Origin of the sequence: Longimicrobium sp., assembly GCA_036387335.1 — a bacterium.
Taxonomy (GTDB): domain Bacteria; phylum Gemmatimonadota; class Gemmatimonadetes; order Longimicrobiales; family Longimicrobiaceae; genus Longimicrobium.
In genome coordinates this window covers 1-24,129 of record DASVTZ010000042.1, presented here as the reverse complement: position 1 = coordinate 24,129, position 24,129 = coordinate 1, and the positions used below count along the sequence as shown (strand labels likewise).

Below are 24,129 nucleotides of genomic sequence, written 5' to 3'. Positions count from 1 at the left end.
GGCGGGCGCCCGAGCCGGTCGGACACAGAACTGCTAAGCAGCGAGATCCAACTGGACCAGAAGGTAGGTGATGCACCGGTCCAGCCACCGTGCAAGGCTCGTTTCGGTAAAATGGACTGAGTGTCCGCCCTCGTCCTTGTGCCACTCGGCGGACATGGCCAAGTGCACGTTTTCGCCCCCGATGCTCGTCATAACCAGCTCCAAATCACCAACAGCAACGGGGTGGGGCTTGGGGACAGCAGCGGGACGGTCGGTAAAAAGGGGTTCCCCGGGCCGATAGTCATCCAAACTCCGAACCACCGCAAGCTGTGGCTCTTGCGGCGGTGGTAGCACCAGGTCTTGCACTGCTTGACGCTGGTACACATGCCAATGCGGCTGCGCGTGGCGCCGCCGCGCGTCGCTTGAGGGGCAGTCCCACTCAGCCCGCAGGATCGGCACGCGCGGACCGTCACGGGCGCCATGGAACACAACAAGACTGGCGGCAGTGAGGCGCAGGTGTGTCTTTATAAGGACAAAGTCCATGTGCAGGCCAACCCAGAACGGGTCCGTTAGGTCGCGGAGCGGGAACACAGTGTAACTGCGCGAGCCCGCCTTGGCCTCGAACGACGATCCCTTTAGCTCAAATCGGATGTTGTTGTTGGCATAGTTGTTGGCTACGAGCCGTAAGCTAGGAGCATTCAGCCGTGACCGCAGTGTCATCTCACAGCGCCGTGCGACCGAGTTTGAGAAATCCTTTTTTTCATCGAATCTCACGTCGAGTGTCTGCGGAGGATCTGGCTCCTTCATCCGCTTCGGAATCTTCCCTTTCGGCTTCTGTCGCATGATCTACAGATCTGGAGGGAAACCATAGACAGCAGCCACGGTCTCCTGGTATGTGCGACCAAACCGCCTCCGCGCCTCACCAACCCCCTGAACGGAGATTGTCTCACCGATAGCAGCGAGCAACGGGAACGCCGAGCCGCCGAGCGCCTCTGACCGAAGCTCGGGAAGTGGCAGCAGCTTCGTGAAGCGTGCGGAAAGGTTCCACTGCCCGCCCGCCATACTGTTCGATGTCGCGGCAAGTAGGCGAGAGAACAATTCGCTGTTCAGGAGCGCTAGGTACGCGTGACCGTACGCTGGCTCCAAGCGCACCGACCCACGAGCCTGCAGGTTCAGAAGACGCTTCCTGGGATTCCAGCCGTATCCCTGCACAACCACAAACTCCTCATCGGCGTTGTCCCAGGCGAAAGAACCGGTATCCCCGAAGTAGGTGGACACCAGCTTCGGCGTAGGCTCGAGCTGCCACGCACGCGCGCGGGTCAACTCCCACCATCGCTTTGCGATGACGCCGGAGCGCTGTTGCAGCGCGGGACGATTCGGGTGGAGCACGGCCTCAAAGTAGCGCGGAACCGCCCGGCGCAGGGCAGGCTCGTCCTTGAGCGTTCGCTCCCCATGCGGATAGAAGACGTACCACTTAGCTGTTAGCACACCGTCGACGATTGAGTCGTTGAGGATTGCGGGCCGGAAGTAGTGCCTCTCCTCCCCCCAGCCGGCGAGTTCGGTGTCACGAACGATAAAGACCTCGTTGAGACCAGTGAGGGTACCCTGCTTCACGTCGAACAACTCGGAGACACGCGGGAGCGATTCCGTCGCCCGCATGAGCAGGCGCGCGCTTCGAGGGCGCGGCGCCCAACTGGCCTCTGAAGTACCTAGTTCGGGAGCGAGATAGATGCTGTACCCCTCGGTCTCAGTGTTCGCCTCTAGATCCGGCTCGGACCGGGTAAAGCGAAGACGGCGCAGGTGCCGCAGCGCTGCGGGCCCTGAAGACTCCCGGAAGTCAGCCCAGACAGCCAGGGGAGGCTCTGCCGCGCCGCCCGCTTTGCCTATGTAGACTCCCGAGTCGACGAGGGCGCCGGCGAATAGCTGCTGATTCCCTAGGCGCGCGGTGAGCCGCGGCGACATGCGCTCCGCGATGGCCGCCCGCACAGGTCGTGTCAGAGTCCCGTCCAGGAAAGATGCAGGTAATACGGTCCCAAGCACGCCACCGTCGCCCAAGCACCGGGCGGCGAGCCAAAGGAATGCGGTCGCCATATCCTGTTTCGCCGGAAATCCTTCCCTCATCACTTTGGACACCGCGTCGCGTTGCGCCTCGTCCATCTCCCGCCAGGATACGAAGGGTGGGTTCATCAGCACTAGGTCAACGCCGCGCGGCCAGTCCTCGGCTCCAAGCAGTGAGTCGCGCAATACGACATCCACCTCGCAAGTACTCCCGAGGTCCCGCGTCTCCCAGGCGAGCGCAAAACGCGCCATGTCCACCGCTGGCTGTGAGTGGTCCCAGCCAATAACGCGGATTCGCTTGACCTCGCGGTGCAGTCCAATCTGGCGGACAGCTTCCCGTAGGAACTCCCCCGAGCCGCAGGCAGGATCGAAGACGGTGACCTCGCGCCTTGCGTCGGACCAGTCGAGCGCGGCGAGAGCTTCCTGAACGATAGTGCGCACCAGCGACAGCGGGGTAAAGTGCACTCCGGTAGTCACGCCGCCCTGCCGCACTGGTGAGACATCGGGAAGCAGCCCGAGGTCGAGTTCGAGAACTCCCTCTGTCGCTACGTAGTGCGCATCCTGGAATAACCGGCCGGATGCATGCCGCAGGATTAGGTGGAGATCCGGCACTAGGCCGTCGTGAGGCCGCGGGCGAGTCAGTTCCTCTTGGAACCGTGCCCAGGCGTTGGGGCCGATCCGCTGCGCGGCTTCGACGGCGGATTCGTCCAGCCCCCACCGGCCAAGCGCCACTACGTCGCGGTCCCGCTCGGTGACCGAGGCCATCAGATACAAGAAGGCACGTAGCGCGTCCTGACCTTCAGGTATCACCGACCGCATTCGGCGGAAGAGCTTAATGGAGTGGGCGACTACCGATGCTTCGGGACGACGCGGCGCCGCGCGTTCGAGAAGGTGGTGGAACTCCGGCAGGCGCCCGGCGATCTCCGCCTCGTTGAAACGGACCAGCGCATGGGGGCCAACATCCCACTGCCGCACCTCCACGAACCCGCGGTAGACACGCACGTGGTGGCGTACGTCCGCAGACCAGGCGGTACTGCGGGGATCCGCCTCTCCTTCTTCCGAGAGGTCGAGGCAGAAGTTGCCGGCCGCGCCGTTGAGAAGCACGTACCGCGGTGCCGTCGATGCCCCATACAGCGAGACTGGCAACAGGCCGAGTCCTAGCTTCCATGTGTCTAGTTCGCTGAGGAGGAGGCGCTGCCTCATCATAGATCCTTCCCGCCGAGCGGGGGCATCTGAGCCGGCGACGCGGTCGGCTAAACCAGACCAGTATGCGTGCAAATTGACAAGTGCATGTGCACGCGCGCCTGTTTAGCTCGCGATCATCTTTAAGGGAGCCTCGCGCTGCAGAGCGTCGAGGTGGCGGAGCAATTCGTAGCCTGCGTTCGGAACAGTCACGCCAGCCTCAGCGACGCTGCCCAAAACCGCGGCGGTTGCGGCTCGCGTGGCACGCACTCGCGCAGCCGCCGGTAAATCCCGGAGGATTAAAGCGAGTTCGCTGAGGAAGTCTGTAACATCCCTCAGAGCGGACGTCTGCGTCGGTACAGCAGCCGGCCAGAACTCTAGCTGCCGGGTAAGCGTGGTGCGGAAGAACTCACTGGGATCCTCTCCAAGAGCAAGAAGCACGGCCCGCAAGGTCGCCTCGTGAGGCCTCTCGGTCTGACGTTTTCCCGGATAGAGCCCGAAGTAACGGGCAAGCGTGGAAGCCTGCACGCCTGCCTCCCTGGCTAGACGGCCGATCACCGTTCGTGACGCGCTCCCACGACGTGCTTCGATCAAAGCAATCAACCTGCTTCGGATCTCCGCGGGAGTGAGCGGGACGTTCGCCATCAGACCCTGGTCGTTGCGGGTTGATAATCCACCGGTCCAGTATCGCAGAAGCGTAACACATGTGCAAGCGAGTTGTGCAAACCGTGCAAATGCAAGCCGCATGCGCGTGGGGGCGAGGATGACCACCGCGGTCGGCGGAGGCTAGATCACGTTTCCTTGCACCTGCCAAATACGAGCAACCTAAGCTAGCATCCGAACTCGTCTGGAAACCGGTTTTGCGCAGCGGGGTATTTATCAATGGGCTTCTAGGGGGATGACGTTTGGCTGAGCCACCACATGGACACGTAGGTTGCTACCGTTGATGATTCAAGCCAAACACCCGATAGCCTACCACCGAGAGTCCCTCGCGCCCGCGCTGACCTAGAGCGGGTCGCCGAGCCGGGCGCCCGCCGCACCCTGGCCGAACCCGAGCCATGCATAACTACATTCCGCCCGCGCGCCGCGCGCTGGCCGCAGGGGCGCTCGCCCTGGCGCTGGCCGCGTGCGTGGACCAGCCGGGGCTCTTCGCCCCCACGACCGAAACCCCGATCTCCCCCGACTCACCGATCCTGCGCCTGGGCACCGACACGCTGGCGCTGCGCGAGGGCGACCGCCTCTCCTTTCCCGTGAACGCGCGCGGTAGGAAGAGCGTGCAGTCGGAGATCTTTCTGGTGGACAGCGCCCGCAACGTCCTCTGGCGCTCCGGCACGGGGCCGCCGGTGCGCGACAGCGCCTCCATTTCGTTCACCGGTCTGCCGGCCGACCTGGCGCGCGGGCGGCGCGTCTTCCTGACCGGCGCGCTGGTGGACGAACAGGGGAAGCGCGTGTACGCCACCCGCGACACCCTCCCCGTCGCGTCGCTGGCGCTGGCGGCGCTGCAGCCGGCCATCGTGTACGAGGGGCACCTGCTCGCGGTGGAGGGACGGGTGGTGGCGCTCGCCGCCGCGCGCGACCTGGGGCGGGTCTACTTCGCGGACCAGGTGAAGGGGACGATCGGGGTGGTGGACCTCGCGGCGCTGGCGCTGCGCCCCGCCTTCGCGGTCGGCGCGCACCCGGAGGCGCTGGCGTACATGCGCGGGCGGTTGGGCGTGCTCTCGGATGCGGGGGTGGAGGTCGCCGCCTTCGACGTGGCGGCGGGGAACCGGCTGCTCTCGAAGACGATCATCCCCCCGCTGCTCGCCAGGATGCGCGTCCCCGCCGGCCAGCTGGACGAGAGCGGGAAACCGACGTTTCAGAGCTTCCGCTACCAGGTACGCCCCTACGCCCGCAACCTGGCGCTGGTGTGCGCGGGCGCGGGCCCCGACTGCCCGGAGGTGGCTGCTTTCGGCTCCAGCGAAATGGTGGATCCCGGCGGAGGGAGCCAGGGAGTGGGGCTGCGCGAGGTCGCCTTCGCCGGGCGCACGGCGTACCCGTTCCTCGCCGCGCCGCAGTTCAACGTGGAGACGGTCGCCAACGACTCGGTCCCGGCGGAGCTGACCACGGTGGAAGCCTCCGTCCCCACCGGCCGCGACAGCATCGTCTATCAGGCGGGGAACGTCGGCCGCTGCAGCGTGCTGAACGCGGGTGGCACCGCCATTGCCGCCTCGCCCCTCCCCGGCGGCCCCGTGTTCGTGGCGCCGGATCGAGAGGTCTCGGATTGCAAGCTGGACGTGCCGCTGATCCGCCTGGACCGGCCGGACGGGCCCACCGCCACGCCCGCTCCCAGCCCTCGGTGGTTTCGCTGCTCGCCTTCCGCAACCTGTTGGGCGATAACCGCATCACGGAGACCCGCGCGCTGGATGTGTCCGAGGACGGCGCGCGCGTGCTGGTGCTGGACCGCGACCGCATCCACGTGCTGGACGACGCGCTGCGCCTCCGCGAGACGCTGGCGGTGCCCGGGGTGCAGGCCGCCACGTGGCTCCGCGAGGAGGGCGCCGTCAGCCGCTTCGCCGTGGTCACGGAGGACGCCGTGGAGATCTACGGCGCGCGCGACATGGTGCGGCAGGGGAGGATCGTGCTGGGCAGGCTCTCCGGGCTGGCGGCGTTCGCGCGGGTGAACGGCGAAACGGTGGTGGTCGTGGTGCCGCGGGACACAAAAGGCATCCTCGTGGCGCGAATCCCCCTTCGCTGACGGGAGCCGGCTGATGAGCAGCCTTGAGGATCTGATGGAGGCGCACGGGCGGGCCGTGCTCGAGTTCGAGGAGCGGTTCGCGATTCGCGCCGGCGGGGGCGAGGTGCTGGAGCTGCGCCCCGACGCGCAGGAGCCCGGCGTGCTGCTGGTGCGGATGCGCCTCTCCGCCGATGCGCCCGCACAGCGCCCGGCGCCGGTCGCGGTGCCGCTCTCCGCCGCAGCGCCAGCAACGCCCCCGGCGGTCTGGCGCGAGCCGGCGGACGAGGCGCCCCCCGTGCGCTCCACGCCGGGGGAGATGGAGGAGGTCACCGTCTTGATCGCGCGCGAGGACGCCGCACTGCGGCTGGACGGGTGCGGCGGCTTCGGGTTGCCGCTGCTGGAGCCGGAGGAGCGCGCGCAGCTCCTGGCCTACAGCCTCATCGGTGACGTGCTGGGCGGGCTTCAGACCCGCCAGATCGCGCTCGGCTCCCCCGCCTGCGCGGCCGACCTGCGCGCGGCGGAGCAGGCGTTCGCCGGCGAGACGGCGCGGCTGGGGCTGGCGGCGCAGCCGCGGCTGTTCCGCGAGGCCCTCGCGCAGCAGGCACCGCCGGCCGCGGTGCGGGCCTTCACCTCCCACGCCTGAGGGGCGACCATGCCAGACTACAGCCACGCGCGCCGCGAGGCCCGCGCCAGCGTCGTGTACGCGGGGCCCGGCCTTTCGGGGAAGACCACCAACCTGGAGTACATCCAGGCGGCGATGGGGCATGGCGAGCTGGTGGGGATCAACACCGAGGGGGAGCGCACCGTCTTCTACGACCTCCTCCCGGTGAAGCTGGGCGAGCTGCCGGAGGGGTGGCGGCTGACCATCAACCTCAAGACGGTGCCCGGGCAGATCCAGTACATCGGCGCGCGCAAGCTCGTGCTGCGCAAGCCGGACGCGGTAGTCTTCGTGGCGGACAGCTCGGCGCGGCGCCTGGAGGCCAACCGCTACGCCCTAGACGACCTGCAGCGCATCCTCATCGACAACTCCCACGACCTGCGGAGCGTGCCGCTGGTGATGCAGTACAACAAGCGCGACCTCCCCGATCGCATGCCGCTCGCCGAGATGCAGGAGATCCTGAACCCCGGCGGCGCGCCGGCGTGGGCTTCCAGGGCGGTGGATGGCGTAGGGGCTTTCGGCACGCTGGGTGAGGCGGTCTCCCTCGTCCGCCAGCGCGTAGTGGCCGAGCTCGCGGCGCGCATGGGTGTGGGACTCGCGGCGGTGTAACGCGGGCTTCTACAGATTGGCCTCACGCGAAGGCGCTAAGACGCGAAGAAAGCTCGCGCACTTCCTTTCCTTTGCGGCTTCGCGCCTTTGCGTGAGATGCTTTTGCCGTACCGGGAAAAGAAGATTGCGTTTTCGGGAACCGCACCCGCTTACCCGCGGTATCTACCTGCAGGCGCCATCGTGGCGCCGCGGGGAAGGCCGCTGGCTCCGCTCCCCGCCAATGAACCACTCTCTCCCCTCGAGGCACCATGCTGCACCACTCCCTCCGCCGTACCGCGCGCCGTGCCCGGCGCGGATTCACCATGATCGAGCTGATCGCCGTGGTGGCGGTGATCGCGATCCTCGTGGGCGTCGCCCAGATGAACTTCGGGCAGACCAAGGAAGATGCCTACGAGCGCGCCATGGAGAGCGACGCCAAGAACTTCATGACCGCGCAGGAGCAGCACTACAACCGGCAGGACCAGTACATGACCAGCGTGCAGACCCCCGGAACCGCCGCCACCGCGACCGCCGGATCGTTCCGCCTCACGGACGACGTCGGGATCAAGATCACCACGGGCGGGCAGACCGGCTACACGGCGGATTTCGTGCACCGGAAGTTCAAGACCCGCACCTGCCGCGTGGTGTACTCCACGGCCGCGGGCGCGCGCGTCACCTGCACCAGCGTCACCGAAGCGGCGTGGCCCGGCGGCACCGGCTACACCTTCCAGGATAGCTGAGCCGAACCGTTGGAGGCCGGACGCCTGAACGCTGTCGGAACGCGGCGGCGGAGCACGGCGGCGGCGAAACACGACGGCGGCCCGCAAAGAGATCCTGGCGGGCCGCGGTGGTTTGGGGTGCGAGGAGTGGCGGGGGCGGGGGCGGCGTGGTGAGGCTAGGTGGCCGGCAGGGGCCCGGCGGTTGAAACCGCTGCAACAACCGCGGGAAGCCTGCCTTCGCAGGCTCTTGGGGCGGGCGCCGGGGCCCGCATCCCGGGGCGGTGGGTGCCGCGGCCCGCATCGCCGGGGGCTGAAGCCCCCGGCTGGAACGACGGGAAGACGGCTGAAGCCGTCTAGCGCGCCGCGGCCAGTCCGCGCAGGCACTTTGCGACCGGCCGGGATCTCGCCCGCGAGTCCGCGAAGGCGGACTTTGTGCCGTGGTTGCCGCGAGTTTACTCGCCCCCCTTAGCCACCCCCCTGGCCACCCGCCGGGGTGCTCGGCTGGGCCTCCAGGCGCTTGCAGGCGGCGAGGAGGTGCTCGCGGATGGCGCCCTCGGCCTGGGCGGCCTGGGTGCGGCAGAGGGCGACCTGGTCCTGCTTCGTCTCCCGGTGCGGCACCGGCTTCGTCTCCACGCCGCGGACGGCGCGGGTGATGGAGTCGCTGTAGGCGGCGCGCTTCTGGACCACCGCCGCGGACTCGGCGGGGGTGAGTTGCGGCTGCGGCACCTCGAGCACCGTCTCCTGGTCCTCGGCGGGAGCGGGGGGGCTCTGCGGCGGCTCGTCGTCGCCGCCGCAGGCGGCCAGGGCGGCGATCGTCAGCAGGGCGGCGGCGGTGATGCGGATCGGCATACGTGTGGCTGGGCGTGGGTGGCGAATACGGAAAGCTCGAACGGCGAGAGGCCGCCCACGAGCAGGTCGTGGACGGCCTCGGCTACCGGCGGGCGCGGATCAGGGCTTGGACTGCTGGCCGATCAGCGCTTCCAGGCGGGCGAGACGCGCCTCCAGCTCGGCGTTGCGGGCACGTAGCGCCTCGATCTCGGCGGCCTGCCGCGTGGTGCGCTCGTCGAGCGCCTTGACGCCCGCGAAGTTCACGCCGTCGATGTCCAGCAGGCCGATGCTCTTGTTGTCGACGCCCACCCCGAACGCGGCGTGGAAGTCCTCGGCGAAGGGGCCGATGTGCCGCACCTGCGTACCCTCGGCCGTGTAGCTCCACCGGTTCACCGGCACGCCGCGGATGCGGCTGAGGATGTCGTCGCTGTCGACCCCCTCGAAGCGCTCCTTGAGCGTGCGGCTGGACGAGCAGGAGAACACGCCCGAGCCGGCCGGCAGGTTGCACCCGGTGGTCAGGGTGGCGTTGGTGCGGAAGCGGTACCCGCCCGCGGCGCGCACGGCGAACTCGTTGTTGGCCACTGCCTCGATGGAGTCCGTGGTGGAGGCGTCGCCGAAGACCTTGGCGCCCGTGTGGCCGTTGGTGCTGGCGCGGTAGCCGAACGCCATCGAATAGTCCGCGTCGGCCGTGGTGGTGTAGCCGATCGCCACCGCCGCGTCACCGTCAGACCAGTTGTTCTGGCCGATGGCGACGCCCGCGTGGTCAAGCACATCGTTGTTGAGGCCGAACGCAAGGCCGCAGGTGCCGATGTGGGTGCCCGCGCCCCACACCTTGTTGCCGCTCCCCAGCGCCATGCCGCACTGCGCGGAAGCCTCGACGGTGTTCTGGTTGCCCATGGCGAAGGAGTAGATCCCCGCCGCGGTGCTCAGCGCGCCGCCGGCCCACGAGTAGTAGCCGATGTTCGACTCGTCGAACTGGCCGCCCGCATCGGCGTAGCCGGCGCGGAAGGCGACCTTCTGGGGGTGCCACATCATCCGCCAGCCGGCGCCGGAGGCGGGGATGATGCCGTAGCCGATCTGCCCCAGCGCCACCATGCCGCCGGCGCTGTCCACGCGGAAGCGGTCGCCCGCGGGCGAGCCCGAGCGGAGCTGGAGGAGGATGTCCGACTGCGCGGCGGCCGGCATTGCGGTGGCGGTGAGCGCCGCGGCGGCGAGCAGAGTCTTCACGATGCGCTGCATCTGGATACCGTTGGGTAAGGGGTGGTGGCTAGAGAGGAAGGTTTACGAGGGCCGGACGCGGATGCGGAAGCCGGCGCTCCGGAGCCTGCCGCCCTGCACTACGATGCGGCCGCCCGTGACGTTGATGTTGCTGGTGGCGGAGTACGTGCCCAGCACGCGGAGGTTGCGCACGTCGAAGTTGCTGAGCCCGCCGCCGATCGTGCTCGCGGTGCCGGCCAGGATCAGCCGGCCCGTTCCCAGGAAGTGGCCGTTGTTTCCGAGCGCGACGCTTCCGTTCACGGTGAAGTCGAACGCGCCGAGGTTGATGAACGGCTGCACCGCGGTGCCGTCCGTCATCGTGACCCCCGCGATGGTCTGGTTCTGCACCAGGAGCGGGTAGTTCACGCGGTCGCCGGGGATGATCACCGAGTCCTGCACGCCGGTGGTCATGTTCTCCAGCCAGTCGCCGTTCTCGGACCACAGGGTGTTCACGTTCCCCGTCCAGGTGCGCGTCATCCCGTTCACGAGCACGGTGGTCTGCCCCTCCAGCCGGCGCCCGCGGGCGAACAGGGTGGAGGTGCCGTAGGTGGTGTAGTTGGCCACCTGCGTCGCGGCTCCGGCCAGGAGGCCCGCCGCCACCGGCATCGTCGCCGTGAGGTCCGTGGAGCTGAGCACCGTGGTGTCCGCGGTCAGCGCGTTCACGTTGCCGTAGCGGTCCATCGACCGCACGACCACCGGGTACGGCATGCCGTAGTGCGCCACCTGCGCGTCGCCCGCGGTGAAGTTCGCGCCGCAGGCGTCGAGCGATTCGCCGGGGCGGTACATGGCCAGCCGGGTGTACGCCGCGGGCTCCGTGATCAGCGTCTCAGGCGCGCCCGCGATGCCGGCGGTGCGCACGGCGCAGATGCTGCGCTGGCCGGGGTAGTCGGTCACGAAGGGCGACCGGGCCGGGCTGCCGGGAAGCACCGTCACCGCCGTGGCGCCGAGCGCGGTGGCGCGCGCGTGCAACAGCCGCACCGCCGTCGTGTCGGTGCTCTCCTCGATCGACTCCGTCATGCGCGTCTCGCTGTCCTGCACCGCGATCAGCTTCACGACCACGGAGAAGATGTCGCTGGCGTTGCCGGCGGGGGAGAGCGGCAGGCGGTAGGTGAGCGTCACCACGCCCGCGTAGTCGTTGTCCGACGCGGCGGCGGGCAGCGTGCGGCTGCTAGCGTTGGAGGGGTTACGCACCACGAAGCCGTACGGCATGATCCCCGTCACGCCCGCGGGAAGCGTGATGCCGGCGACCTCGGCCTCCTCGAACACCTGGAGCGCGTCGGGAAAGATGGAGCGCATCTTCCCGTCGCCGCCCATCGCCACGGCGCCCGTGGGAACGATCTTCGACGGGAGCGGCGCCGCGGCGTCGGTGCCGTCGAAAAGCTTGACCGACGAGAACGGCGTGCCCGTGAGGGCGGTGGCCGTCATCACCGGGATCAGCGTCAGGTTCGTGAGCGGCGCCCCGGTGCCGTTGCGTAGGCGGTAGGTGAAGGAGATGTACCGCTGCCCGCCTTCGCCGCGGCTTCCCTCGATGAAGGAGCTCGCGGAGATCTGCTCGATGCTGATGGCGGCCGCGACGGGGGTCAGCGCCATGCTCACCCCTTCCGGCGTGAGCCGGACGGCGCTGGCGCTGCTGGACGGCGTGGGGCCGCCGATGCCCGTCATCTTGAACTCGTACACCCCCACCGGGAGCGGAGCCGGACCGGTCGGCGTCTTCTCCACGGGTGGGGCTGTGGGCTGGTCCGCGCAGGCGCTGAGTGCTAGGAGCAGCGCCATGCCGCGAATGGCACGATGATACGACACGTGTACCCTGGCCCTACTAAAAGGTGGAAGGATGCGGTGTGGCGGGGACTGGGTGGGGCTATGGGCCGGCGGGCGGGGCCGCCGGCCGGGTCAGTTACAGCCGGCGGTCCGTGATGAGCGGTCCGCCGCCACTGAACTGCAAGGTGATCTCGGTAAGCCGGCCGGCGTCTTCCACCATGGGCGGCGTGAACGGCTGCCTCGGCGCGGACGGCGACGGCGCGTGGGTCGGGGAGTTTGGCTGCTCCGCCATGTGCATCGTATGGTCTGGGAACTCGGGCAGAATCAAGCGCTGGAACTGCGGAGGCGGTGCAGCGGCTACTTTTCGCGGGACTATAATTATCGATTCCCCCGCGGTTGTCAAGCACTTCCTTGTGCTTGCGCGAAACTGCAACCTGTTCTCACGTACGATTTTGCGCTGCCGCCGACGCGAGAAGCGCCGCCAAGTGCGCGGGTTTGTCCAAGGTGTCGCGTCCCAGGCGCACGTCGTGGGCGGGGAGGCGCGCGATGCGTGCGAGGAGGGCCAGGAGGGGGCGGGCGGAAACCGGGTCCGCCGCCAGCCAGGGCGAGTTGCGCAGGAGCCGGGTGAGCGCGTCCGCGGCGGTCGTGCGTTCCGTCCGCGTGGGCTCGTGCGCCTCCACGCGCGGAAAGAGGACCCCCGCCAGCGGCGCCGATGCACGTCGGCTTCCGGGGCCGAACAGTTCGTCGGGATCCACGGGGGAGCGCACGCCGAGCGACTCCCCGCGGGCGAAGCCGTCGTCCAGGGTGAAGCGGCGGGGGAGGCCGGTGGCGACGAGGGTGCCGGCGCCGTCCGCGTGGACCACCACCTGGTCGTCGGCCAGGTAGCCGTGCCCGGCGCGGACCAGGTTGGCGCACGTGGTCGTCTTGCCGCTGTGCGTGTCGCCGACCAGCACCCACGCCCCTCCGCCCGGCGCGACGACCGCCGCCCCGTGCAGAAGCGCCCGGTGCTGGCGCGCGAGCAGGAGCGCCGCCGAGATCGACAGCGCCTCGCGCACCCGGAGCCTTCCCTCGAACGAATCCTGCGCCCCCGCGGCTACTTCGACGCGAGCACGCAAGGCATCCAGCTCCACCATCCCGCCGACCTCCCCACCGTCTCCGATCAGGACGAGGCGCGCTCCCTCGATCCACCCCTCCATCCCCGGCCCGCGTACCGACGCCGTGCCGCTCGGGCGCGGAGGTGCGCGCCCTTCCACGAGCTCGATCAGCGCACGCACGGGATTCGGGCCCGCGGGCGGAAGCGGATACACCCAGTCCCCGGCGGCGCCCTCCAGCGCGGGCGCCACACGCAGGCCCAGCACGCCGTCGCCGAGGATGTCGCGGGAATCCGTGTGCATCAGGAACCCCTGGGCTGTTTCAGAGGCCCAGGACCTCGGTGCCCTGTTCGAAGACCACGTCGACGGGGATGCCGGCGCCGCTGACGCGGTCCAGGTCGGCGCGGAGCTGCGGATCCACGACGCCGTAGCGCGCCATGAAGGCGCGGACCGCCGCGGCGTCGCCGTTGCCCTGCAGGCGCAGGATCTCCGCGGAGAGCGCGTCCATCGCCGCCTGCATCTTCGGCAGGTCCACGCGGTAGGTGCCGCTGGGGTCACGGGTGAAGGCGCCGCGCTCTTCCAGGAAGTGGAACGTCGCCATGTTCGCCCGCCCATGCGCGTCCGACGCGCCGAAACGAACCGAGCGAAAGATCCCCGCCAGAAAGGTGACGTAGTTGTTCAGGATCGCCGCGCCGCTCATCTCGCCGCGGCGGGAGAGCTGCGTCACCATGTAGAGGCCCAGCACGTCCGCCTTTTCCTCTTCGAGCCCGCCCGCCTGCTCGCGCAGCGCCTCGCGCACGGTGCCGTGGCCGTTGATGGTGTTCTTGATGCCGAGCCCGTGCGCCACTTCGTGGAACATCGTGTTCTCGAAGAAGGCGTCAAAGGTCACGTTCGCCACCTGGTCCGGCGCGATCAGCAGCCGCGCGATCGGGTCCATGATGGCGTCGAACTTGGCCCGCATCGCGTTCTTGAGCTGAAGGCGGCGCGTCCCCTTTCGAAGCTGCACCTCCTCGTCGTTCGGGAGGTTGATGGCGATCGTCTTGGCGCCCGAGTTGGCCTGCCCCGCGTAGAAGACCGCGTCGTAGGCGTTCAGGTCGCTGTCGGTGCCCGGCGTCTCGCGCTTGTACTCCGCGGCAACGGGAAGGCCGCGCTGCAGCTCGGGAAGGAAGGCGGCGTAGCGCGCCAGACGGCGGCTCCACTCCAGGTCCTTGATCAGCACGTACCCCTCGGCGGCGGCCTTGTAGCCGAAGAGGGCGTCCTCGTACGTCTCGATGGGGCCGATCACCACGTCCAGCGTGTTGTCCTTCATGTCCAGCCACGCCAGGTCGCTGGGCTGGTACTGGTCGTTGAGGAGGGCGTCCGCGCGCAGCTCCAGATAGCGGCGCAGCGACGCCTGCGGTGCCAGCGCCGCCGCCTGTCGCAGGAGCGCGGAGGCACGGCGCATCTGCGGCGCGTACGCCACGTGGAAGGGCACCGCGTTCAGCCGTCCGCCCTCGCGCCGCACCACCGTGTACAGGCCGCGCAGCGAGTCCGCCCGCGCGCCGCCGCCTGCCACCGCGCGCTCGAACTCCTCCTTTGTCATGTCTGAGGGATAGAAACGCGCCCCCTCCGGCTTGGCGCCCACGCCCGCCACGAAGGGAGCATCGCCCTGCAGCCGGTCCCACGGCCCATAGTTGATCTCGGCGAAGCGGCGCGTGCTGGGGTTGCGCAGCGACGTGAGCAGCGAGTCGCGGCTCCCGTACGCCTGCATCCAGAAGATCTCGTCCATCTCGCGCGCCGCCTGGATCAGGAGCGGGATCATCCTGCGCTCGGCGGGCGTGAGGGCGCTCAGGTTCGCGGTGAGGCGCACCGTGCGGTACGTGGCCACGCGCGCCGCCATCGAGTCCTGCGCCTGCGCGGCGGCGGGCGTGGACGCGGGCTGCGGATCGGCCACGGGCGCGGCGGGCGCGCAGGCGGCAAGGAGGAGGGCGGTGCCCAGCAGCGGGCTTCGGATCGTCATGAGATTACACGGGTCCCGGGTGATGTGGATTGGCGCAGCGCTCAGAATGACGGTGCGCGGCGCAAACGGCAATCTCGGCTACGCCACCGCGGCCGCCGCGGCGCGCCCCGCCGCGCGGCCGGAGAAGAGGCAGCCGCCCAGAAAGGTGCCCTCCAGCGCGCGGTAGCCGTGCATCCCGCCCCCGCCGAACCCCGCCGCCTCCCCCGCCGCGTACAGGCCGGCGAGAGGCTCGCCGTCGCGGGCAAGGACGCGCGAGTCGAGGTCCGTCTGCAGCCCGCCCAGCGTCTTGCGGGTGAGGATGGAGAGGCGCACGGCGATGAGCGGGCCGGCCTCGGGGTCCAGGATGCGGTGCGGCTTAGCGGTGCGGATGAGCCGGTCGCCCAGGTAGCGGCGCGCGCCGCGGATGGCGTTGATCTGCGCATCCTTGGTGAACTCGTTGGCCACCTCGCGGTCGCGCGCCACGATCACGCGCTCCACCTCGGCCGCGTCCAGCAGCGGCTCGCCCACCAGCGCGTTCATCCGCCGCACCAGCTCGGGAAGGGTGCGCTCCACGATGAAGTCGGCGCCCTGACTCTTGAACGCCTCCACCGGCGCGGGCGCCCTGCCACCGCGCGCACGCCCCGCCACCTGGATCCAGCTTCGGCCGGTGAGGTCGGGGTTCTGCTCGCTCCCGCTGAGCGCGAACTCGCGGGCGATGATGCGCTGCGTGAGGATGAACCAGGAGTGCTCGCTCCCGGTCTTCGACAGGTGCGCCAGCGTCCCCAGCGTGTCGAAGCCGGGAAAGAGCGGCGCGGGAAGGCGGTTGCCGCGCGCGTCCAGCCACACGGACGACGGCCCGGGGAGGATGCGGATGCCGTGGCGGCTCCAGATGGGGCTCCAGTTCTCGATCCCCTCCACGTAGTGCCACATGCGGTCGCGGTTGATGAGGCTGGCACCCGCATCCTCCGCGATCCCCAGCATGCGGCCGTCCACGTGGTCGGGAACGCCGGAAAGCATCCGCCGGGGCGGGGTGCCCAGCCGTGACGGCCAGTTGCGCCGCACCAGGTCGTGGTTGGCGCCGATGCCGCCCGAAGCCACGATCACCGCCTGCGCGCGGATCTCGAACCCGCCGGCCACGCCACGCGAGCTGGCCTGGCCCCGCTCCGCCTTGCTCGGCTCCAATACCTCGCCGCGCACCCCGTCCACCACGCCGCCGGTCATGGTGAGCTCGCTCACGCGGTGGCGGAAGCGAAAGGTGACCAGGCCGCGCCGCTCCGCCTGGCGCACGCGGGCCACAAAGGGCTCGATGACGCCCGGCCCCGTGCCCCAGGTGACGTGGAAGCGGGGGACGGAGTTGCCGTGCTCGGTGGCCAGGTAGCCTCCGCGCTCGGCCCACCCCACGATGGGAAAGAAGCGCACGCCCTGCCCGCGGAGCCAGGCACGCTTCTCCCCGGCCGCCCAGGCGACGTACGCCTCGGCCCAGCGGCGGGGCCAGAGGTCCTCGTCGCGGTCGAAGCCGGCGGAGCCCATCCAGTCCTGCAGCGCCAGCTCGTGCGAGTCGCGGATGCGCAGGCGCCGCTGCTCGGGCGAATCCACCAGAAAGATCCCGCCGAACGACCAGAATGCCTGCCCGCCCAGCGACGCCTGAGGCTCCTGCTCCACGATCGTGACGCGCCGCCCCGCGTCCGCCAGCTCCGCCGCGGCCACGAGCCCCGCCAGCCCCGCCCCCACCACCACGACGTCGGTCTGCACGATCATCCTCCCAATGCGTTAAGCTATTCGGACGATGGCACCAGTGCGTCCACTTCGGCGCGCTCGGCATCGGTCAGCCGCCAGGCGGAGGCGGCGGCGTTGGAGCGGACCTGATCGGCGGAGGTGGCGCCCGCGATGACGGAGACGACTTCGCGGCGCGCCAGGAGCCAGGCGAAGGCGAGCTCCAGCAGCGTGTGCCCGCGCTCCTCCGCGAAACGCGCCAGCCGCTCCACGCGGTCCAGGTTCTCGTCCGACAGCAGCTCCGCGTAGCGCCCGCCCGCGGTGATGCGCGTGCCCTGGGGCGGAGCCTGGCCGCGGCGGTACTTCCCCGTAAGCAGCCCGCTCGCCAGGGGGAAGTAGGGGATGAAGGCCAGCCCCTGCCGCGCGCACTCGTCCAGCACGCCCTGCTCGGGGTCGCGGTGGAACAGGGAGTACTCGTTCTGCACGCTCTCGAAGCGCGCGCCGGGGGCCGCCTCGCGCGCCTCGCGGAGCTGATCCACCGAGAAGTTGCTGCACCCGATCTCGCGCACCTTGCCGGCCCGCACCAGCTCGTCCAGCGCGCCCAGCGTATCCGCGATGGGAACCGAGGAGTCGGGCGTGTGGAGCTGGTAAAGGTCGATGCGGTCGGTGCCCAGGCGGCGCAGGCTGTCCTCCACCGCGCGGCGAATGTAGTCCGGGTGGGCGCCGTGGCGCTCGTCGTCCATCTTCATCCCGAACTTGGTGGCGAGCACCACCTCGCCGCGACGCGGGCCGAGGGCGCGGCCCACGTACTCCTCGCTGAGCCCCTTGCCGTAGATGTCCGCCGTGTCGAAGAAGTTCACGCCCGCGTCGAGGGCGGCGTGCACCACGGCGCGGGTGGCCTCCGCGTCCAGCCGCGGGCCGAAGTTGTTGCATCCGAGCCCGACCACCGAAACGGTGAGCGAGCCGAGGGTCCGTGTATCCATTCCGTCTTGTCTCCAGCGCGATTCGTGAGGGTTCGCCGCGCCTCTGCAAATCGCAAACCTCCCAAACAGCAAGCTCACGCGGAGACGCGGAGACGCAGAGGGGCGGAGGAAACTCCTTGACTTTTCTCTGTGTCTCTGTGTCTCTGTGTGAGCCATGCGGTTGCGGTTTTTCGCGCCTCCGCGTCTCCGCGTGAGACCCTTCTTTTCCCCGCCTGAAAGAATGACCGACGCACGGGAGTTCCGCCGCGATGCGTACCGCGTGCTGTTCGTGATCGCGGGCGCGTACAACCTGGCGTTCGGGGCTTGGGCGGGGCTCTTTCCCGGCGCATTCTTTCGATGGTTCGCGATGGAGGCGCCGCGCTACCCCTCCATCTGGGGGTGCCTGGGGATGGTCGTGGGGGTGTACGGCCTCCTCTACCTGCACGCCGCGCGGCGGCTGGAGGAGGCGTGGCCCATCATCGCGGTCGGGCTGCTGGGGAAGGTGCTGGGGCCGGTCGGGCTGGCGCTGACCGCGGCGCGCGGCGGCGACCTCCCGTTGCGCATGCTCGCCCTGCTGGCGCTCAACGACCTGGTCTGGTGGGTCCCCTTCGGCGCGTTCCTGCTGGAGGGGAAGCGCGGGGCGGAGCGGGTGCGCGCAGTGGCGCCGTACCTGTGCGCGGCGCTCCACGCGGCGGCGGGGCTGGCGATGCTCCTCGTGCTGCGCGGCGGTACGGAAGCGGAGGCGGACCCCGTTGCACGCGCCGCGTACGTGGCCGCCCACGTCGGGCTCTGGCGCGCGGGCTTCGCCGTGTGGATGGCGGCGGGGATGAGCGTGCTTGCGTTCTACGCGTGGTGGGCCCGGGCCGTGCGCAGCCGCCGGCTGGGCATCGCGGCGCTCGTGGTGGCCGGCGCCGGCCTGGCGTGCGACCTGTTGGGCGAGGCGCTGTACGTCGGCTGGCTTCCGTGGCTGGCGGGCGACGTGGCGCGCTTCGTCGCGGTGCAGCGGACCGGGACCGTGCTCACGGCGGTCTTCGCGAACGGCTTCTACACCATCGCGGGGATCATGCTGACGCTTGGCACGCCGGGGCTCCCGCGGCACGTGCGCGCGCTGGCGTGGATCGTGTGGACGGCGGGGATCGTGCTCAGCGTGTGCGGCGCGATGGGGTCGGCGGCGGGGCTGGTGGCGAGCTCGGGCATCCTCTTCCCCGCCCTCGTGCTCCTGGCGCTCGCGGCCGCGCGGGCGCTGCGATGAGGCGGGTGGTGGTGCTGGGCGGCACCGGCTTCTTCGGCCGCTCCGCGATGGAGATCCTGCGCGATGCCGGCATCCCCGCGCTCGCCGCCGCCCGCCGCTCCGCTGAGCTCACGCTCGATGCCGAGGACCCCGCATCGCTGCGCCGAGCCCTCCGCCCCGGTGACGTGGTGCTGGACGCGGCTGGCCCCTTCCAGGCGCGCACCCCCGCGCTCGCCGAAGCCGCCATCGAGCTGGGGTGCGACGTGGTGGACATCGCGGATGCATCCGCCTACGTGCGCTCGATCCTGGCGCTCGGTGAGCGTGCCGCCGATGTCGGCATGCGCCTCCTTCCCGCGTGCAGCACCTGCTCCGCCGTGTCGTCCGCGATGGTGGCGTGGAGTGGGCTGCCGCATCCCGTTCGCCTCACGGCCTTCCTCGTCCCCACCACGCGCTACACCGCCGTCGCCGCGACGGCCGCATCGCTGCTGGCGGGCCTGGGACGACCGATCCCCGTGCTGCGCGATGGTGCGGTGCGGCGGGTACGCGGCTTCACCGAATCGCGGCGCTGGCCCGCGGGCACGCCGCTCGGTGCGCGTCGTGGCTGGATCTTTGACACTCCGGACGGCGACCTCCTCCGGCTCTCACACCCCACGCTCGCCACGGCGGAGGGGTTCGTCGATCCCAACGTCGCGGGCCTCGCGGGCGTGCTGGCGCTGGCGGCGCGCGTCCCTCCGCTCCGCGCCGCCATGACGCGCACGATGCCCGCCGCGCTCCCCCTGGTGCGGCTGCTGGGGCGGGAGCACGGCGGGTTCGGGTGCGAGGTGGAGGATGCATCGGGCGCCGTCGTCCGGCTGGTGCTCACCGCCCCGCGCGATGCGTACCGGCTTGCCGTCATCCCCGCCGTCCTCGCCGTCCGCTCGATCCTCGACGGGCGGATGGGCGGCCCCGGCGTCATCCCGCCGCACGCCCAGGTGGATGCGGCGGAGCTGCTCGATGCGGTGCGGGCGAGCGGGTTCGAGCTGTCCCGATCTTCCTGAAAGCTACCGCCGCACCTGCCCCGCGACGGGGCGGTCCGCGATGCCGAGGTGCCGCTCCACCTCCTGCTCGATGTACATCGCCTGGTCGCGCTCGGGGAGGCCGGTGACGAGCTTGACCAGGCGGCCATCCTTGCTGCGCGCCCGCACCGAGTAGGTGATCGTGGTGCCGTTGCGGCCGCGGCTGACGTGCTCCTCGCAGTAGAGCTGCTCCAGCGCATCGGTGGCGATCTGACGGTTCCCCATCCAGGGGAGCGGCCCGTGGCGCACCGTCAGGACTCCGTCCGCCACCACGATCTCGGTGCTGTTGACGAACAGCGCGGCCGTGAAGTAGGCCAGGAAGAGCCCCACCGCCACGTGCAGCAGCGGAAAGAGCATCAGCACCCAGGCCCCGGTGCTGAACGCCATCACGTACCAGAACGTCAGGAACCCGAACCAGACCACGCAAAAGAAGACCAGGAAGATGGCCGTCCACGCGTACCATCGCCGCTCGATGCGCAGCCCTCCCGCGGCCGAGTGCACCGTCAGCCGCTCGGGGAGCGGCACCGGGAGCGGCGGCGCTGGCGCGAGCGAACCATCCTGCATCAGCACGGCCCCCTCGGCGCTATCGCGCGGGGCGGGCGCGGCGTTGGGCGCGGCCTCCAGGTTCACGAGCGACTGGCACTCGCGGCAGCGCGCGTACATCGTGCTCAGGTTCATGTCGGCGGCCTGGATCTGCGCTCCGCAGGTCGGGCACTTGAGCGTGCGGCTGGTCGGCATGGGTTTCGGCTGGCGAAAAGCGTTACTCCGCGGATGATCGCGCGATGAACAGCGTGTGAGGTCCGCCGGCGGTGGCGTGCGCCCGCACCCGCACGACTTCGACGCTGAGCCCTGCTGCGCGCAGCACGTTCTCGAAGCGCGGATCGTCGTCGGCCGACCAGTAGGCGATTCGGCCGCTGGGGCGCAACGCATCCGCCGCCACGCGAACGCCTCGGCTTCGGTAGAGCTCCGCGTTACCGCCGGTGGTCAGCGCGTCGGCGCCGTTGTCGACGTCGAGCATGATGGCGTCGTACGCGCCGCGGCCCTCGCGCAGCACGTCGGTGACGTCGGCGTGCCGCAGTTCCACGCGCGGGTCGGCCAGCGCATCGGCGGCGAGCGGGTACTCCGAGTTGCGGTTCCACTCGATGATCCCGTCCACGATCTCCGCGACCACCACCCGCGCGTCCGCCGGGAGCACGCGCAACGCGGCCCGCAGCGTGAACCCGAAGCCCAATCCGCCGATCAGGACACGCGCACCGCCGCTCCTCTCCAGCGGCCGGCACACCTGCTCCGCGAGCTGCTCCTCCGAATGGTAGCGCCGCGTGGACATCAGCTCCACGCCCGCCACGCGGATGGAGTAGTCGCGGTCGTGCCTGTACAGCGTCAGCACCGTCCCATCCGGCGCCGTCGCCTCACCCAATCGTTCGAGTCGCTTCAAACTGCCGCCTCAGACAGAGCCACGGAGGCCGAATGACTGCTCCAAAGGGCACACGTTTCGATCACCTCCGTTCGCCCGGTGGCGGTGTTCTGGCGGAGGGTAGACGCGTGTCTCGGCCGCGTTAAATTGGGGGAGAGGCACATTCTAACGGAGGCCGAGATGGCGACCAAAAAGCCGTGGCGCACGGTGCTCACCGGCACCTCCATGGGGCGCTTCACGCGCGAACAGATCCGCGAAGCAATGGATTCCGTGTCGTCCAAGAGTTCGGCGGGACGGACGGAGGTGCGTCGAAGAACGATGGCTCCGCTAAGAGTAAATCTGAAGGCGGAGAGCTACCCACGTTCTGCGGGGCTCTGCACGTTAGTGTCAAAACGGAAAGCGCGCTCCGGTTGACGGAGGGTACCCAGTAAAGTAAATTCGAGTCAATCATAGCCCCCACGCCTCTCGTGGCGAACGAAAGTTCGTCTGACGCGCACCAGGGGGCTTATTTTTTGTCCCTCTCGAATTCGATCCCGTGGCTCCCAGGCCCACGACCGCGTACACCAAACCGGCATTCCCTCCCGCGGCGCTTCTCGCGCATCTGCAGCGTCGCGGGCTGAGCGTTGGCGACCCGATCCGCGCGCTCGGAGCCCTCGAGCACGTCGGCTATTACCGGCTGCTCATCTACATGCGCCCGCTGCAGCAACTCCCGGCGAAGACTTTCCTGCCAGGGACGACGTTTGAAGCGGTGCTGGATCTCTACCACTACGACCGCGAGCTCCGGTTGCTATGTCTCGACGCGATCGAGCGCATCGAGGTGGCACTGCGGGCGGCGATCGTGAGCCAGGTCGCGGTCGCTCACGGCCCTCACTTCTTTCTGGATCCCCAGCAGTTCGAACGTCTGGATGGCTTCGTGGAATTTTTCCAGACCGCCACGCGCGCCAAGTACCTGGGCATCCAGCATTATCGCGATCACTACGGCGCTCCTGACCTTGCGCCGATCTGGACGATCATGGAGGCGATCACGTTTGGGGCGCTTTCCCGGCTATACTCCGGCCTCGTGATTCGCCACAGAAAGGCGATCTCCGGCCGGTTCGGGTTCGATGAGAAGATCCTCGTCTCCTGGTTCCGCTCGATGAACATGCTCCGGAACATGTGCGCCCACCACAACCGCCTCTGGAACTTTCACATGCTCGTTGACCAGCCTATGGCCGCCAAGCGCTTCAAAACGGAGATGATCCGCACCGATCGCTTCTACGCGCGAGCCGTAGTTCTGATCGCGTTGCTCCATCACGTAGCTCCGGCCTCCGGCTGGAAACAGCGCCTCGTCGAGCTGATCGACCGTTATCCAGCGGTGCCGGTATCCGCGATGGGATTCCCCGCGGACTGGCGGACCCGAACGTTCTGGCGCTAGCGGCCTCGCTGGAGGCTGCGACTCAGGACGGAACCGGCATCTGCTGCTCGTGAGGAGCGTCAGCGGCGAGAGCGGCGGTACAGGTACGCGGCGGAGAGAAGGTAGCCGCCGACCGCCCCCGCGACGGCCATGAGCGGGTCGAGGCCGGAAAGCAGGAGCCCCAGCGTCCCGCCCGCGGCGGTGCCGGCAGATGCGCCCGCGAATACGAGGCCGAACGGGACCCGGCGCAGCAGCGTCCATGCGCTGACGGGGACGAGCACGCCGCCCAGCACTCCGCCGACCACCGCCGCGAGCCCGTACGCCTCCACGATGTACGGGAACCCGCCGAGACCATCCACCACCAGGCTGAGGATGGCGAGGAGACCCACCCCGAGCACCGCGCCCACCACTCCACCCGCGAGGCAGAGCGCGACGGTGACACCCAGGGCGCGGGTGGGGCTGACGCGGCTCCCTACGTCGGCAGACATGCGCTCACCTCGACCGCTTCAGTAAGCGGCGGCGTGAGGTTCAGCACGCGCTGCGTGAACACCCGCGCGAAGCTGAACCCGGCCACCTGCCAGAACCACACGCTCGTCACCAGGAAGCCGATTCCGAATGCCAGCAGCCCTAGAAAGGAGAGGAGGAGCGCGGAAATCGTGATGCACCACGCCTTCCAGTAAGCGCGCCCGCCCTGAAAGGTACGGCCCAGCGCACGCACGGGATTGTAGATCTCCGTAGGATCGAAAGTGCGGCAGTAGTGCGTCATGTACCCCGGGATCGCGACGGTGGCGAGCGCGAGGAGGACCGCGGCGACAACGCCGAGCGCGACGCTCCCCCCGGACCACGCGAAGTACGCGAGCACGAGACCCGGCGTGTAGTAGTAGAGCATCCCCACGAAGGTGATCAACCCGTGCTTCAGGAGCTGGGGGAAATCGCGCCAGGAGGGCCACGCCGGGAGCCCCTGCTGCATCCGGTGCACCATCATGATGCGATGGCCCATGTTCAGGAGCCACCCGACCACGGGGATCAGGAGCAGCGCGGCCCCGAGAAGCACCTCGCGCCGGGCGAGACGGTTCTGCAGGGGGAACGCGTACGACGTGCGGAAGCTGAGAGGCGTGTGCAGATCGATCATGGAGGCCGCGGGTCACGGGTGGGAGCCTCAAGATGGTGCCCGGCCGCGGACGACACAAACCTTATCTCACACAGAGACGCGGAGTGGGAACAGAAAGGCGCAGAGGAACGACGTTGGTTCTCCTGTTACTTGCTGTTTGCCTCCGTGTCTCTGTGTGATTCTTCAAAGCGAAGCGCCGCCGCGACACAGGATCGCGGCGGCGCTCACTTCAGTTCTCACGGCACGCGCTACATGTCGACGCGGCGGCGGGCCTGGTTGACGCGGGCGGCGAAGGCGCGAGCCTCGGCGGGCGAGAAGCTCTCCATCACCTGCACGTCGTTCACCTGCACGTCCTTGAAGATCGAGTTGCCCTCGCGGTCCTCCAGGACCAGGCGGCCGTTCTCGTAGCGCGCCTCGCGCAGCTCGGACACCGGGTACTCG

General features: G+C 69.3%; 23 protein-coding genes. 7 read left to right on the top strand and 16 right to left on the bottom strand.

Translation table 11 applies throughout. The features are described 5' to 3' along the window. Window positions 1-33: 33 nt before the first annotated feature. From VF647_04005 to VF647_03995, 3 genes are all read right to left on the bottom strand, one after another. Complete coding sequence (locus VF647_04005) at window positions 34-822, bottom strand: hypothetical protein (GenBank protein HEX8451235.1); 789 nt, start codon at window positions 820-822, stop codon at window positions 34-36. Window positions 823-825: 3 nt separating this feature from the next. Then, complete coding sequence (locus tag VF647_04000) at window positions 826-3,240, bottom strand: N-6 DNA methylase (protein ID HEX8451234.1); 2,415 nt, start codon at window positions 3,238-3,240, stop codon at window positions 826-828. A gap of 105 nt (window positions 3,241-3,345) precedes the next feature. Continuing rightward, the gene (locus VF647_03995) at window positions 3,346-3,864 is read right to left on the bottom strand and encodes a hypothetical protein (GenBank protein HEX8451233.1); all 519 of its coding nucleotides are present in this window, start codon (window positions 3,862-3,864) and stop codon (window positions 3,346-3,348) included. A 413-nt stretch (window positions 3,865-4,277) separates the two neighbouring features. On the opposite strand from VF647_03995, the gene VF647_03990 reads away from it, so the two are divergent. The 4 genes from VF647_03990 (at window position 4,278) to VF647_03975 (ending at window position 7,918) form a co-directional block, all read left to right on the top strand. Continuing rightward, a complete protein-coding gene (locus VF647_03990; protein ID HEX8451232.1) occupies window positions 4,278-5,879 on the top strand; it encodes a hypothetical protein in 1,602 nt (533 codons plus the stop codon). 87 nt (window positions 5,880-5,966) lie between these two features. Beyond that, window positions 5,967-6,575, top strand: a complete 609-nt coding sequence (locus VF647_03985) for a hypothetical protein (protein ID HEX8451231.1) — start codon at window positions 5,967-5,969, stop codon at window positions 6,573-6,575. A gap of 9 nt (window positions 6,576-6,584) precedes the next feature. Beyond that, window positions 6,585-7,199 carry an ADP-ribosylation factor-like protein gene (locus tag VF647_03980; GenBank protein HEX8451230.1) on the top strand — a complete coding sequence of 205 codons (615 nt, stop codon included), beginning with the start codon at window positions 6,585-6,587 and terminating at the stop codon, window positions 7,197-7,199. 248 nt (window positions 7,200-7,447) lie between these two features. Next, on the top strand, window positions 7,448-7,918 hold the full coding sequence (locus VF647_03975; GenBank protein HEX8451229.1) for a type II secretion system protein: 471 nt from the start codon (window positions 7,448-7,450) through the stop codon (window positions 7,916-7,918). 444 nt (window positions 7,919-8,362) lie between these two features. Here VF647_03975 and VF647_03970 read toward each other — a convergent pair whose 3' ends face one another. The 8 genes from VF647_03970 to VF647_03935 all read right to left on the bottom strand — a co-directional run bounded on the left by VF647_03970 (window position 8,363) and on the right by VF647_03935 (window position 17,505). Continuing rightward, window positions 8,363-8,746: a hypothetical protein gene (locus VF647_03970; GenBank protein HEX8451228.1), complete on the bottom strand. Its 384-nt coding sequence runs from the start codon at window positions 8,744-8,746 to the stop codon at window positions 8,363-8,365. Window positions 8,747-8,845: 99 nt separating this feature from the next. Further along, the gene (locus tag VF647_03965) at window positions 8,846-9,964 is read right to left on the bottom strand and encodes a tail fiber domain-containing protein (GenBank protein HEX8451227.1); all 1,119 of its coding nucleotides are present in this window, start codon (window positions 9,962-9,964) and stop codon (window positions 8,846-8,848) included. Window positions 9,965-10,006: 42 nt separating this feature from the next. Next, the gene (locus VF647_03960) at window positions 10,007-11,701 is read right to left on the bottom strand and encodes a hypothetical protein (GenBank protein ID HEX8451226.1); all 1,695 of its coding nucleotides are present in this window, start codon (window positions 11,699-11,701) and stop codon (window positions 10,007-10,009) included. 175 nt (window positions 11,702-11,876) lie between these two features. After that, window positions 11,877-12,032 carry a hypothetical protein gene (locus tag VF647_03955; protein HEX8451225.1) on the bottom strand — a complete coding sequence of 52 codons (156 nt, stop codon included), beginning with the start codon at window positions 12,030-12,032 and terminating at the stop codon, window positions 11,877-11,879. 148 nt (window positions 12,033-12,180) lie between these two features. Beyond that, window positions 12,181-13,134 (bottom strand): hypothetical protein, encoded by a 954-nt coding sequence (locus VF647_03950; GenBank protein ID HEX8451224.1) that lies wholly within the window; start codon window positions 13,132-13,134, stop codon window positions 12,181-12,183. Between the two features lie 19 nt (window positions 13,135-13,153). After that, on the bottom strand, window positions 13,154-14,830 hold the full coding sequence (locus VF647_03945; GenBank protein ID HEX8451223.1) for a hypothetical protein: 1,677 nt from the start codon (window positions 14,828-14,830) through the stop codon (window positions 13,154-13,156). 78 nt (window positions 14,831-14,908) lie between these two features. After that, on the bottom strand, window positions 14,909-16,561 hold the full coding sequence (locus tag VF647_03940) for an FAD-binding dehydrogenase (GenBank protein ID HEX8451222.1): 1,653 nt from the start codon (window positions 16,559-16,561) through the stop codon (window positions 14,909-14,911). Window positions 16,562-16,584: 23 nt separating this feature from the next. Next, window positions 16,585-17,505 (bottom strand): aldo/keto reductase, encoded by a 921-nt coding sequence (locus tag VF647_03935; protein HEX8451221.1) that lies wholly within the window; start codon window positions 17,503-17,505, stop codon window positions 16,585-16,587. A 220-nt stretch (window positions 17,506-17,725) separates the two neighbouring features. On the opposite strand from VF647_03935, the gene VF647_03930 reads away from it, so the two are divergent. Continuing rightward, a complete protein-coding gene (locus tag VF647_03930; GenBank protein ID HEX8451220.1) occupies window positions 17,726-18,736 on the top strand; it encodes a hypothetical protein in 1,011 nt (336 codons plus the stop codon). Next, window positions 18,733-19,752 (top strand): saccharopine dehydrogenase NADP-binding domain-containing protein, encoded by a 1,020-nt coding sequence (locus VF647_03925; GenBank protein ID HEX8451219.1) that lies wholly within the window; start codon window positions 18,733-18,735, stop codon window positions 19,750-19,752. The genes VF647_03930 and VF647_03925 overlap by 4 nt, the downstream gene beginning before the upstream one ends. Window positions 19,753-19,755: 3 nt before the next feature. Here VF647_03925 and VF647_03920 read toward each other — a convergent pair whose 3' ends face one another. Both VF647_03920 and VF647_03915 read right to left on the bottom strand, forming a co-directional pair. Next, window positions 19,756-20,508, bottom strand: coding sequence for a hypothetical protein (locus tag VF647_03920; protein ID HEX8451218.1), 753 nt, complete (start codon window positions 20,506-20,508; stop codon window positions 19,756-19,758). Window positions 20,509-20,530: 22 nt separating this feature from the next. Further along, complete coding sequence (locus VF647_03915; protein ID HEX8451217.1) at window positions 20,531-21,205, bottom strand: hypothetical protein; 675 nt, start codon at window positions 21,203-21,205, stop codon at window positions 20,531-20,533. A 514-nt stretch (window positions 21,206-21,719) separates the two neighbouring features. Between VF647_03915 and VF647_03910 the strand changes: the two genes are divergently transcribed. Beyond that, window positions 21,720-22,598 carry an Abi family protein gene (locus VF647_03910; GenBank protein HEX8451216.1) on the top strand — a complete coding sequence of 293 codons (879 nt, stop codon included), beginning with the start codon at window positions 21,720-21,722 and terminating at the stop codon, window positions 22,596-22,598. 59 nt (window positions 22,599-22,657) lie between these two features. On the opposite strand, the gene VF647_03905 is transcribed toward VF647_03910, so the two are convergent. The 3 genes from VF647_03905 to VF647_03895 form a co-directional block, all read right to left on the bottom strand. Then, entirely contained in the window at window positions 22,658-23,065 is a 408-nt protein-coding gene (locus VF647_03905; protein ID HEX8451215.1) for a hypothetical protein, read from the bottom strand. Then, on the bottom strand, window positions 23,050-23,709 hold the full coding sequence (locus VF647_03900) for a hypothetical protein (GenBank protein HEX8451214.1): 660 nt from the start codon (window positions 23,707-23,709) through the stop codon (window positions 23,050-23,052). The genes VF647_03905 and VF647_03900 overlap by 16 nt, the downstream gene beginning before the upstream one ends. Window positions 23,710-23,936: 227 nt before the next feature. Next, the coding region (locus VF647_03895) for a hypothetical protein (protein HEX8451213.1) at window positions 23,937-24,129 on the bottom strand (193 nt) is incomplete at its 5' end.